Source organism: Porticoccus sp., assembly GCF_041592135.1.
In the GTDB taxonomy this organism is placed as follows: Bacteria; Pseudomonadota; Gammaproteobacteria; order Pseudomonadales; family Porticoccaceae; genus Porticoccus.
In genome coordinates this window covers 1-12,007 of record NZ_JBFHQR010000067.1, presented here as the reverse complement: position 1 = coordinate 12,007, position 12,007 = coordinate 1, and the positions used below count along the sequence as shown (strand labels likewise).

Sequence of the window (12,007 nt, the reverse complement as noted above, 5' to 3'; positions counted from 1 at the left end):
GGACTGTTTATCGCCCTGTTCGTCGGCTGGCTGATGAAACCTGAGGCGGTGCGCGCTGAGCTGGCAGATGAACCCAATTGGGTGTTCGCGGCCTGGCACCGGGTGTTGCGCTATATCTCGCCGCTGGCGGTGCTGGTGGTTTTTGTAATGGGTGTCTACAAGACGTTCTCCTGATGCTGACAATGATTAAACGCAGTGCGCTGGTGATGTATTCGGCGGAGCAGATGTTCGACCTGGTCAATGATGTGGCCAGTTACCCGCTGTATATGGAGGGCTGTGTCGGTGCGCACATTCTGTCTGAAGATGAGCGCTCCATGATCGCCCGGCTCGATTTGAAAAAGGGCGGTGTGGGACACAGTTTTACCACCTGTAATATCCTCTATCCCCCGGAGCGCATTGTCATGCAATTGCATGAGGGGCCGTTCAAAAAACTGTCCGGGGAGTGGAGTTTCAAACCGTTGACGGAATCGGCCTGCAAGGTGATGCTGGACCTGGAATTTGAGTTTAACAGCCTGTCGGTGGGGTTGGCGTCTGGCGGGTTATTTGCCTCGGTGGCCAATAACCTGGTGGACTCCCTGGCGCGACGGGCGCAAGAGGTTTACGGTCGATGAAAGATGTGGAATTGATAACCGTGGAGGTGGCCTACGCGTTACCGCAGCGCCAGCAGTTGACAACGTTGCAGGTGGCACCTGGCACCACGGCTTACGAAGCCGTGCAGCAATCGGGGATTGTACAGCAGTTTCCGGAGATTGATCTGGACAACGCGAAGCTGGGTATTTTTGGCCAGGCGCTGGGCAGCAAGGGGCTAAAGCCGCCGAAAGAACATGTGTTGCAGGCCGGGGATCGGGTGGAAATCTATCGCCCGCTGATTGCGGATCCCAAAGAGGTCAGAAAGCGCCGGGCCGAGAAAGCCAAAGAGTAATCTCGGGTTTGGCGGCTCGGGCTTATTCCGTGTCGGTTGCGCCGTCTTCGACAGCGCTCTCCGCTGCGGCCGGTGGTGGTGCGAGGGCGGACGGGATATAGTCGCCGCGGAATCCCACCAGCTTGTCGTCGTCAAAGAAAATCGCCACCCGTTCGCGGACTTCATCCCCTTTGCCGGGCACCAGACTGTAATAGTAATCCCAGCGGTTTTCGTTGAAGGTGTCGGCCACCAGCGGTGTGCCCATGATAAACCGCACTTGCGACTTGGTCATGCCGGGTTTCAGCTGGTCAATCATCTCCTGATTGATGACATTTCCCTGCTGGATGTCAAATTTGTGTATGCTCGGCAGGTGGGGCATGCTGAAACTGGGCATCGACATATCGGAGCACCCGGTCAGGGCGACCGACAAAGCCAGGCAACAGGTCATGCGTGCAGTAAAGTGCATCGTGGGGTTCCAGTCATTTCAGCGAACGGCGATAATACCGAATCCATCCAGTGTATAGAAGGGGCGTTACCTGAATGAACGATGAAAACCGCGAATTGCGCAAGGCCGGACTCAAGGTGACAGTACCGCGGCTGAAGATCCTGCAGCTGCTTGAGGAAAGCGGTGATCGGCACATGAGCGCCGAGGATGTTTACCGCAAGATGCTGGAGACCGGTGACGACGTGAGTATTGCCACGGTGTATCGGGTGCTGACCCAGTTTGAGGGTGCCGGATTGATTACCCGACACAATTTCGACAGCGGCCCGGCCGTCTATGAAATCGACCGCGGCGACCACCACGACCACATGGTCAATGTGGATACCGGCCAGGTGGTCGAATTTCACAGCGATAAAATCGAGGCGCTGCAAAAGCAGATTGTGGAGAAGCACGGCTACCAACTGGTTGGCCACAATCTGGTGTTGTACGTTAAAGCGAAAAAGTAACCGCCGCACCGCAGCTAAAGGCGGATTCCCGACAGGGCTAGTAGCAGCACTGGATCTGGTTTCTGCCACCTTCCTTGGCGCGATACATGGCGCTGTCGGCAGCCTTTAAAACCCCCTCAAAGTGCAGCGCATCCTGGGAATCGGCCACGCCCATGCTGATGGTGACCCGGATGTTGCCCTCGCGGCGCGAGGCGCCGCGCTTCTTTTCGCCACTTTTGTGGATGCGCGGACGGCTTTTCTTGTCCCGGGTGGTCATGTCGTAGTCGGCAATTGTCCTGCGCAGTTCTTCCAGGAAGTCGAGCACCTGCTCCGACTGCCTGCCGCGAAACAGCAGGCAGAATTCCTCTCCCCCAAACCGGTAGGCCTTGCCGCCCCCCGCCACCCTGCGCAGTTTCGCCGCCACGGCCTTGAGAATCTGGTCGCCGACGTCGTGCCCGTAGTTGTCATTGACTTTTTTGAAGTGATCCACGTCCACCATGGCCAGCGCGTAATGGCTGCCCATACTGCGAACGTCCCGCAGCAGCGCCCGGCGGTTGGGTATCTGGGTCAGTTCATCCCGGTAGACCATGTTGAGCAGGCTGTGGGTCTGGTTGACGATCAGCAACAGCCCGGCGGCAGAAAACATGATGGCCGAGATGTAGGGCAGTTCAAACCAGCCCATGGTAATGAAGCCAAACAGCACACAGCCCGGCAGGCTGGTGTCGGGCGGCTCATGCTGTAACAGCGGCAGGGCTACTCCCAGGGGTAGGGCGATCAGGAACAGCAGCCCGGCGCTGGTGGACAGCCGGAGTCCAAGGAACCCCGTCTCGCCCAGCCCCGGCATCAGTTTGGCGAACCACAGGGGCTGCCACTGAAACAGGCTGATGACGATCAGGGCGAAGATCGAGATAAATGCTACCAGCACCAGAAAAGCCGGGTGGCGCCAGCCGGTGTCCGGCAGAATAATGAACAGCATTAACAACGCCGGCAGGCAAAGGGATATGATGCCGAATACCTGCCCTGCCGGCTCGGTGCCCAGCGGTGCCTGGAGAAAGTGGTTGATGATCCAGTAGCTGACCAGCATGGTGCCGGCGGCCCCCAGGTCCCTGGAGCGATTGGCGAGCACCGCCATAAATGCCGCCAATGTGCACACAATGAATGGCAACTGATCCAGCAGTGAAAGTTGTTCACGTTGCAGCCAGGGTAATTGCCAATAGGTGAACAGTGCCAATGCCAGGCAGAACAGGGGGGGGAGAAGGCGAATAAGGATTTGTGACATAACTCGCTATTCTGTGCGCCTTCATTTTTAAGTTCAGGACAGTCTAAGGGGTTGTTCTGGTTGCGTAAATGCTTCCTTCCGGGTGAGACGATGTGCTGCAGCCGGGAGAGATCAGCGGTCAGTTGGCCCGGGGCGGTGGGCACTTCGATCCAGGGGGATGATGATGGCGCGCAGAATGCTGTGGCTGGTTGGCTTGCTGGGGATGTTTTCCAGCGCCGGTGAGGCCGATGAGTTTTGCCTGTTGCTGGCGGAGACTTACCACGAGCAACTCTATTGTGAATTGCAGGCCCTCGGGCAGGGGCAAGGCCTGCCGCCGCTGCGGGACTTCCGTCGCAACGATGACATGACCCAGGCCCTGATCCTGAAGCGGCCCGCTGCGAAGGCCGGCATCAAGGTGGTTCTGCCCAGGCAAGCAGTTGCCGTGCCGGCGCGGCTCGACAGCACTGTGGCCTCGCCATCCCACCGGGCAGTACAGCACACTGAGGCGTCCTGCCAGCTGCACGGGACCGAGCTGCACTGTGGCGCCAACCGCTTCCGGCTGGTGGGTAATCGGGCCAACCATCGTCTGGCGGAGGGGGTGTTGGGGGGTGCCAACCGGATGGCTATTCCGAAGGCCCAGGGCCAGGGTGTCGCCGCCGGGCAGGGGGCGCTGCCCGGTTATCTCAACCGCGCCTACCGCCAATATTTACACAAGATGCTGGAAATCGGTTTGGGGGGCTCCACCTTTTCCTACCGGAAATTTGTCTACCTGTTTGAAGATGTGACGGCGCGGGGCCTGGATTTTAGTGAGCGCTTTGAGACCATGTTCGATTTTTTGAAGCGGGACAAGCAGCGCATGTCCGTGGGCGAAGGGCTGCCGGATACCAGTAACCTGGACCCCGGCCGCTGTGAACAGCTGGAGCCGGTGCTGGTGGTTTGCGATGGCGGGCACAAGAACTATCTGTTCAGGAAAGACAACTAGGCTGTTCAGGAAAGACAACGAGGATGTTCAAGGAAGACCGCTAGCTGTTCAGGAAAAACAACTAGGCTGTGCAGGAAAGGCAGCTAGGGCCTGTCAGTCTGACAGACCCTGGCCAGCCTTCAATCGAGGCGTTCTGCGGGCCCGTGCTCAATCACTTGCGAGGGTTTTGCCGTTAATACCCGGTAGGCCGCCAGCATGTTGATTAATGCCTGACCCATGTGCTGTTCCGCCAGTGCCAGTTCCCTGGCGGCGATCATCTCCCGCTCCTGATTGCTCAGATGGGCGGGATCTCCACCCAGTTCGTGGTCAATTCGGGAAAAAATCTGCCCCATCATGAACTGGGCTTCGTCGCGGGACTGGTGGATGTCGGCGGAGAACGTTTTCACCAGGTGGGGCAGGTCGCGCATGGCCTGCACGGTAACCCTGGTATTGCGAACGGCCAGCCTGGCGGGCAGCATCGAGAGGTTGAAGCCGGCTGAGAAAAGTTCAGCAATCATCAAACACTCCTGAGTAGTGTGATTCTGGAGTTTCAGAGTATAGCAGAGGGTTCCGACCGTCGAGTGTTGCCGGACGAAATTGTTGGCGGGGATTTAGGGAAAGCCCGCCGGCGAGCTTGCCGCCAGCGGCACCGGGTTTTCAACCTACCATACTGGCGGCGATGATCAGGAGCAGCATCACGCCGACACCCATTGCGACCAGCTTGCCGACCCGTGCTAAGGTTGCGGTATCTTCTGCGAGCATTTTTATCCACCTCATGAAATTGGAGGTGTAAGGATAGTGTTGGAATTGTGTGAGGTGGTTGATCCAGATCAACTGGGCTGACTGGCGAGTTCCAGCAGCTCCCGGGCGTGGCGCAGGGTGGTCTCGGTAATGGTCGCGCCGCCCAGCATGCGGGCGATCTCGTCGACCCGCTCGGTCTCCTGAAGCCGCTGGATGCTGCTGTGGGCGGACTCTGCCCCGGTTTGCTTGGTCACCCGCAACTGCTGGTGGGCGCAGGCGGCCACCTGGGGTTGGTGGGTCACGCAGATGACCTGTCCGCCGTTGCCCAGTTCCCGCAGCAGGCGCCCCACCACCTCGGCGGTGGCGCCACCGATGCCCACATCCACTTCGTCAAAGACCAGGGTTGCGATGGTGGAATGGCGCGCCGCGATCACCTGAATGGCGAGGCTGATGCGCGACAGCTCCCCGCCGGAGGCAATCCTCGACAGTGGCTTGGGCGGTTCGCCGGGGTTGGTGGCGATCAGGAATTCGATGTTCTCCAGACCCTGGGGCGCGGGTTTGGGGGGTTCCAGCGGGGTCAGTTCGACCACAAAGCGCGCGCCCTTCATGGCGAGTGTGGCAAATTGCTGTTCAATCAGGTCCGCCAGCTCCCTGGCCGCGGCGGCGCGCACCGTGCTGAGTTTGCCGGCCTGGACTTGATAATCTGCCCGCAATTGCTCGCTGCGCTGCTGCAGCGCCTCCAGGTTGTCCGCGCCGCCGGTCAGCTCCTCCAGTTCCGCTTGCAGCGCGAGCTGTTTGGCGGGCAGTTCTTCAGGGTTGATACGATGTTTGCGGGCCAGCTGGTAGATGGCGCTGAGGCGCTCTTCGATCTGTTGCAGTTGTTCCGGATCCAGCTCGAAACTGTCCAGGTGGCGTTGTATTTCCCGTCCGGCTTCCTCCACCTCGATCAGTGCGCTGCCGAGCAGGTTTCCCACTTCCTGCAGCGCGGCCGGCTTGTTGGGCATGGCGGCCAGCAGATGTGCCGCCCTGCTCAGTCCATCCTGCAGGTTGAAGTCGTCGCCGTCGCGACACAGCTGCATCAGGGCGTGACTGTCGCGGAGAATGGCCTCGGCGTTGGCCAGCAGTTGTTGCTGTGCTTCCAGCTGTTGCAGCTCCCCATCTGCCAGGGCCAACTCGGCCAGTTCCTCTAGCTGGAACCCCAGCAGCGCCTTGCGGGCCTCCTGTGCATCGCTGGCACTGGCCAGTCGCTGCAATTGCTGATGGGCGGCGGCCCATTGCCGATAGGTGTCGCGGAGGGCGTTTGCCGCCGCCGTGCAGCCGGCGAAGTCATCCAGTATCTGGCGGTGACTGTCGCGGCGCAGCAGCGACTGGTGTTCGTGCTGGCTGTGGATATCCATCAGCATTTCACCGAGCTCGCGCAACTGCTGCATGGTGGCGGACTGGCCGTTAATGTAGCCACGGGAGCGTCCCTCCCGCGTCAACACGCGGCGCAGCAGGCAGTCTGCGTCGGCGGTGGCGAAATCATGGGCCTTTAACCATTCGACTGCTGCCGGATCACGGCTGACATCGAACAGGGCGGAGACTTCTGCGCGATCCTGGTCGCGGCGAATCCGGTCGCTGTCGGCGCGATCCCCCAGCGCCATGGACAGGGCGTCCAGCACCAGGGACTTGCCGGCACCGGTTTCCCCGGTCAGCGCGGTCATGCCGCCACTGAAGTCCACTTCGAGGGCCTCCACCAGGGTGAAATTGTTGACCGTCAGGCTGGTTAGCAAGGTGATACCGGATTGAATGCGAGAGGACTCATGTTATACAGATTTTTTCAACGCGTCTGCCCTTGAAACTGCTGCTGGCGGCCCAATATAGCGGGTGAACCAAAGCCCAGAAGGGGGATTGTTGCGTGTCAACTGAAGAACATAGCCCGCAAGTGCCGGAACAACCGATGCCGGAGAACGAACAGGCCGCTGAGGAACAGCAGGGCGCCGAGGCTGAAACCAGCCCGGAACAGGATATGGAGCAGATGCTCGCGGATCTGGCGGCGGCCAGGGAGCAGGTATTGCGCACCCAGGCGGAAATGCAGAACCTGCGCCGCCGCCTGGAGCGGGATGTGGAAAATGCCCATAAATATGCGCTGGAAAAATTTGTCGGCGAGTTGCTGCCGGTGGTGGATAACCTGGAGCGCTCTATCCAGGCCATCGATCACAGCAATGACGAATTCAAGGCGGTGGGCGAGGGCATCGAGCTGACCCTGAAAAGTTTCCACGACGTGCTGGGCCGTTTCAAGGTGACGGCGGTGGACCCCAAGGGTGAGCCCTTCGATCCCGAGTTGCACCAGGCCATGAGCCTGCTGGAATTAAAGGAGGTGCAACCCAATACCGTGGTCGACGTCTTCCAGAAGGGTTACACCCTGAACGGTCGTCTGGTACGCCCCGCCATGGTGGTGGTCGCCAAACCTGCAGCCAATAACGGCAACGAGGGTTGAAATCCCGCAAAGTGGGCCAATATACACAACCAGAAGCCAGTTTTTAACTAATTGAGTAAACCCGGAGAATCACATAATGGGCAAGATTATCGGAATTGACCTCGGCACCACCAACTCCTGCGTGGCCGTGCTCGAGGGCGACAAGCCGAAGGTCATCGAGAACGCTGAGGGTGGGCGCACAACACCGTCCATCGTTGCCTTTGCCGACGAGGGCGAAGTGCTGGTGGGGCAGTCCGCCAAGCGCCAGGCCGTCACCAACCCCCACAACACCCTGTTTGCCGTGAAGCGTCTGATCGGCCGCCGTTTCGAAGACGACGTGGTCCAGAAAGACATCAAAATGGTGCCTTACAAAATCGTCAAGGCCGACAACGGCGATGCCTGGGTCGAAGTCAAGGGCGACAAAAAAGCACCGCCGCAGATCTCTGCCGAAGTGCTGAAGAAAATGAAGAAGACCGCGGAAGACTACCTGGGTGAAAAAGTCACCGAGGCGGTGATTACCGTGCCGGCCTACTTCAACGACTCCCAGCGCCAGGCCACCAAGGACGCGGGCAGAATTGCCGGTCTGGAAGTGAAGCGCATCATCAATGAGCCCACCGCGGCAGCGCTGGCCTACGGCATGGACAAAACCCCGGGCGACCGGGTGATTGCGGTCTACGACCTGGGTGGTGGTACCTTCGATATTTCCATCATCGAGATTGCCGATGTGGACGGTGAGCACCAGTTTGAGGTGCTGTCCACCAACGGCGACACCTTCCTCGGCGGTGAAGACTTTGACATGCGCCTGATCGAATATTTGGCGGCGGAGTTCAAGAAAGAGAGCGGTATCGACCTGCACAACGACCCGCTGGCCCTGCAGCGTCTGAAAGAAGCGGCGGAAAAAGCCAAGATTGAGCTGTCTTCCAGTCAGCAGACCGAAGTGAATCTGCCCTATATCACCGCCGATGCCACCGGTCCCAAGCACTTGGTGGTCAAACTGACCCGTTCCAAACTGGAATCCCTGGTGGAAGAGCTGGTGGTGCGCGCCATGGAACCAGTGAAAATGGCGCTGAAAGATGCCGGTAAATCCGCCTCCGAGATTGACGACATTATTCTGGTGGGCGGTCAGACCCGCATGCCGCTGGTGCAGAAATACGTCTCCGAGTTCTTCGGCAAGGAGCCGCGCAAGGACGTCAACCCCGATGAAGCGGTTGCCGTGGGTGCGGCCATTCAGGCGGCGGTGCTGTCCGGCCACGTGAAAGATGTACTGCTGCTGGACGTGACCCCGCTGACCCTGGGTATCGAAACCATGGGCGGCGTGGCCACCCCGCTGATCGAGAAGAACACCACCATTCCCACCAAGAAATCGCAGATCTTCTCCACCGCCGATGACAACCAGACCGCCGTCACCGTGCACGTGGTGCAGGGCGAGCGCAAACAGGCGGCTGGCAACAAATCCCTGGGCCGTTTTGACCTGGCGGATATCCCGCCGGCACCCCGCGGCATGCCGCAGATCGAGGTGACCTTCGATATCGATGCCAACGGTATTCTCAACGTGAGTGCCAAGGACAAGGCGACCGGCAAGGAGCAATCCATTGTGATCAAGGCGTCCTCCGGTCTCTCCGACGAGGAAGTCGAAAAAATGGTCAAGGATGCCGAGGCCAATGCGGCCGAGGACAAGAAGTTTGAAGAGCTGGCTCACGCGCGCAATGCCGCCGACGGCCTGGCTCACGCCGCCAGGAAAACCCTCGACGAAGCCGGCGACAAGGCCACTGCCGAAGAGAAGGAAGCCATTGAGGCGGCGATCAAGGATGTGAATGAGGCGGTCAAGGGCGATGACAGGGAAGCCATTGATGCCGCGGCCAACAAGCTGTCCGAAGCCTCGGCCAACCTTGCCCAGAAGCTGTACGCCGAGCAGGCGGCAGAGGGCCAGGCGGAAGCGGGAGCTGCCGCCGCGGAGGGCTCCCAGGATGATGCGCTCGACGCCGAGTTTGAGGAAGTGAAGGAAGACAACAAGTAAGGTCTCACGACCGGTTTGTTGTCCCCGGCTTCCACAGCCGGACGCAGGCGCGGATTGAGTCCGCGCCTTGCTGTGTCTGACAGATGCGGATTTGTCGGCGCAGCGGGAAATTTTATGCTGCCTTCGGGCCGCCAACCTGACTATAGAAGTTGATACGCCATGGCCAAACGCGATTACTACGAAATTCTCGGTGTAGCCAAGAATGCTTCTGCGGAGGAGATTAAAAAGGCCTACCGCCGGATTGCGATGAAAAACCACCCCGATCGCAACCCCGACAACAAGGATGCAGAAGATGTCTTCAAGGAGGCCACCGAGGCTTACGAAGTACTCTCCGACAAAGAGAAGAAGGTGGCCTACGACCAGTATGGTCACGCCGGTGTAGACCCCAATGCCGGATTTGGCGGCGGTCAGGGTGGACCGGGCTTTGGCGGCTTTGGCGATATTTTCGGCGACGTGTTCGGCGACATCTTTGGGGGTACCGGCGGACGCGGGCGCGGTGGCCCGCGGCGCGGTTCCGATCTGCGCTATGACCTGGACCTGGACCTCGAAGAGGCGGTGCGGGGCAAAACCATCCAGATCAAGGTGCCGACGCTGGCGTCCTGTCGTGTCTGTGATGGCTCCGGTGCCAAGCGGGGCAGTTCCCCCACCACCTGTCCCACTTGTGGCGGGCACGGTCAGGTACGCATGTCGCAAGGCTTTATTGCGGTGCAGCAGACCTGTCCGAAATGTCGCGGCCGCGGTCAGGTGATCACCGATCCCTGTGGCACCTGCCACGGTCAGGGGCGTATCCACGAAACCAAAACCCTGTCGGTGAAAGTGCCGGCGGGGGTCGACACCGGCGACCGCATCCGTCTGGCGGGCGAGGGCGAAGCGGGGCCGGAAGGCGGCCCGCCCGGCGATTTGTATGTGCAGGTGCGGGTGCGCGAGCACGCGCTGTTCCAGCGGGAGGGGCGGGACCTGTACTGCGAGGTGCCGATCAGCATCGTCGATGCCACCCTCGGGGGTGAAATTGAAGTGCCGACCCTGGATGGCCGGGTAAAACTGAAGATCCCGGCGGAAACCCAGACCGGCCGGCTGTTCCGGCTGCGCGGCAAGGGTGTGACCAGCGTGCGCGGCGGCGGTCAGGGCGACCTGCTGTGCCGTGTCATCCTGGAGACGCCGATCAACCTCAGTGCCGAGCAAAAGGAATTGCTGCAAAAATTGCAGGAGAGCCTGGAGGGCGGCAAGCATTCTCCCCGCAAAGCCTCCTGGTTTGAGGGTGTGAAAAAATTCTTTGATGGTTTCGCCCTTTAAGCGGGTGCGACCATCTCCCGACAACAACGAGAATAAGCTATGACCAGAATTGCTGTGACCGGTGCGGCTGGCCGTATGGGCAAGACCCTCATCGAGGCGGTTTCCCTGAACCCCGAAACCCGGCTGACGGTCGCTATAGAACGGCCGGAAAGCTCGCTGATTGGCGTCGACGCCGGTGAACTGGCCGGTATCGGCAAGCTCGGCGTCGCGGTGGTCGGCGATATCAGCCAGGTGCTCGACCAGTTCGATGTACTGATTGATTTCACAGCGCCCCAGGCGACCCTGACCAATGCCGAGGCCTGCGGTGCGGCGGGCAAGCAACTGGTGGTGGGTACCACCGGTTTCACCCCCGAGCAGAAAAGCCAGTTGCTGTCGGTTGCCGAGCGCACCGGGCTGTGCATGGCCTCCAATTTCAGCACCGGCGTGAATCTGTGCTTCAAGTTGCTGGAAATGGCGGCGAAGGTGTTGGGCGACGATGTGGATATCGAGATCTACGAGGCCCATCACCGCCACAAGGTGGATGCGCCCTCCGGTACCGCGCTCAGCATGGGCGAAGTGGTGGCGCAAACCCTCGGCCGGGATCTGCGCGATGTGGCGGTCTACGGTCGCGAGGGCCAGACCGGCGCCCGGGATCGCCAGACCATCGGCTTCGCCACCGTGCGCGCCGGGGATATCGTCGGCGATCACACCGTGATGTTTGCCGCCGAGGGCGAGCGGGTGGAGATTACCCACAAGGCCTCCAGTCGCATGTCCTTTGCCCGTGGGGCCGTGCGCGCCGCGGCCTGGCTGAAGGGGCGTGAACAGGGTCTCTACGACATGCAGGATGTGTTGGGTCTGCGCTAACCCGCAAACCCCTGCAAAGTGCCTGATGCGCCCGGATTTTTTCCTGCCATCCGGCGCATATCGGCTGGACAGATTGGGGCGCTTCCCCTAGAATGCGCCGTTAGTTTCCGCTGTTAGAGAAAGTCCTGCACAAGCCCTGAAAATATGGGTGGGAGACGCGGTTGAAGAATTCGAAAGCGAGGTGAGACGTACGGTTTCATCTCGCTTTTTTACAGCCCGAAGTTGGCAGGCCCGGCGGCCAGAAAGTGGCCAGCAGGGCGGGTTGTAACAAGTTTTATCCCCTATACGGTTGAGGAGGTTGCATTGAATACCGATAGCCATCGGTCCGCCATTCTCGCGCTCGAGGATGGCACTGTTTTCGAGGGCATTGCCATAGGTGCAGAAGGTCTCTCCAGTGGTGAAGTGGTATTCAATACGGCGTTGACCGGCTATCAGGAAATCCTCACTGATCCCTCCTACGCGCGCCAGATCGTTACCCTGACCTATCCCCATATCGGCAATACCGGTGTCAACACCGAGGACGAAGAGTCCGGTCGCATCTGGGCCGCAGGGCTGGTGATCCGGGATCTGCCAATGCTGGCGAGCAATTTCCGCTCCGAGCAGGCACT

13 protein-coding genes are annotated in these 12,007 nt (G+C 60.1%); 9 read left to right on the top strand and 4 right to left on the bottom strand.

What is annotated here, in order from left to right; all coding sequences use genetic code 11:
- Positions 1–173: 173 nt before the first annotated feature.
- On the top strand, positions 174–611 hold the full coding sequence (locus tag ABY948_RS07485; protein ID WP_461481903.1) for a type II toxin-antitoxin system RatA family toxin: 438 nt from the start codon (positions 174–176) through the stop codon (positions 609–611).
- Positions 608–922, top strand: coding sequence for an RnfH family protein (locus tag ABY948_RS07480; protein ID WP_461481902.1), 315 nt, complete (start codon positions 608–610; stop codon positions 920–922). The genes ABY948_RS07485 and ABY948_RS07480 overlap by 4 nt, the downstream gene beginning before the upstream one ends.
- 22 nt (positions 923–944) lie before the next feature.
- On the opposite strand, the gene ABY948_RS07475 is transcribed toward ABY948_RS07480, so the two are convergent.
- On the bottom strand, positions 945–1,301 hold the full coding sequence (locus ABY948_RS07475; protein WP_461481901.1) for an outer membrane protein assembly factor BamE: 357 nt from the start codon (positions 1,299–1,301) through the stop codon (positions 945–947).
- A 140-nt stretch (positions 1,302–1,441) separates the two neighbouring features.
- On the opposite strand from ABY948_RS07475, the gene fur reads away from it, so the two are divergent.
- Positions 1,442–1,849 (top strand): ferric iron uptake transcriptional regulator, encoded by a 408-nt coding sequence (fur, locus tag ABY948_RS07470; RefSeq protein ID WP_461481900.1) that lies wholly within the window; start codon positions 1,442–1,444, stop codon positions 1,847–1,849.
- Between the two features lie 37 nt (positions 1,850–1,886).
- Here fur and ABY948_RS07465 read toward each other — a convergent pair whose 3' ends face one another.
- Positions 1,887–3,107 (bottom strand): GGDEF domain-containing protein, encoded by a 1,221-nt coding sequence (locus ABY948_RS07465; protein ID WP_461481899.1) that lies wholly within the window; start codon positions 3,105–3,107, stop codon positions 1,887–1,889.
- Positions 3,108–3,282: 175 nt separating this feature from the next.
- On the opposite strand from ABY948_RS07465, the gene ABY948_RS07460 reads away from it, so the two are divergent.
- Entirely contained in the window at positions 3,283–4,068 is a 786-nt protein-coding gene (locus ABY948_RS07460; protein ID WP_461481898.1) for a hypothetical protein, read from the top strand.
- 119 nt (positions 4,069–4,187) lie between these two features.
- Here ABY948_RS07460 and ABY948_RS07455 read toward each other — a convergent pair whose 3' ends face one another.
- Both ABY948_RS07455 and recN read right to left on the bottom strand, forming a co-directional pair.
- Positions 4,188–4,565, bottom strand: coding sequence for a hypothetical protein (locus ABY948_RS07455; RefSeq protein ID WP_461481897.1), 378 nt, complete (start codon positions 4,563–4,565; stop codon positions 4,188–4,190).
- Between the two features lie 312 nt (positions 4,566–4,877).
- Complete coding sequence (gene recN, locus ABY948_RS07450; RefSeq protein ID WP_461481896.1) at positions 4,878–6,560, bottom strand: DNA repair protein RecN; 1,683 nt, start codon at positions 6,558–6,560, stop codon at positions 4,878–4,880.
- Positions 6,561–6,685: 125 nt separating this feature from the next.
- Between recN and grpE the strand changes: the two genes are divergently transcribed.
- The 5 genes from grpE to ABY948_RS07425 all read left to right on the top strand — a co-directional run.
- Positions 6,686–7,267, top strand: a complete 582-nt coding sequence (gene grpE / locus ABY948_RS07445) for a nucleotide exchange factor GrpE (protein ID WP_461481895.1) — start codon at positions 6,686–6,688, stop codon at positions 7,265–7,267.
- A 76-nt stretch (positions 7,268–7,343) separates the two neighbouring features.
- Entirely contained in the window at positions 7,344–9,263 is a 1,920-nt protein-coding gene (dnaK, locus tag ABY948_RS07440) for a molecular chaperone DnaK (protein ID WP_461481894.1), read from the top strand.
- A 159-nt stretch (positions 9,264–9,422) separates the two neighbouring features.
- Positions 9,423–10,556 carry a molecular chaperone DnaJ gene (gene dnaJ / locus ABY948_RS07435; RefSeq protein WP_461481893.1) on the top strand — a complete coding sequence of 378 codons (1,134 nt, stop codon included), beginning with the start codon at positions 9,423–9,425 and terminating at the stop codon, positions 10,554–10,556.
- Positions 10,557–10,595: 39 nt separating this feature from the next.
- Positions 10,596–11,399, top strand: a complete 804-nt coding sequence (gene dapB / locus ABY948_RS07430) for a 4-hydroxy-tetrahydrodipicolinate reductase (protein ID WP_461481892.1) — start codon at positions 10,596–10,598, stop codon at positions 11,397–11,399.
- A 303-nt stretch (positions 11,400–11,702) separates the two neighbouring features.
- On the top strand, positions 11,703–12,007 hold a 305-nt coding region (locus ABY948_RS07425), incomplete at its 3' end, for a carbamoyl-phosphate synthase domain-containing protein (RefSeq protein WP_461481891.1).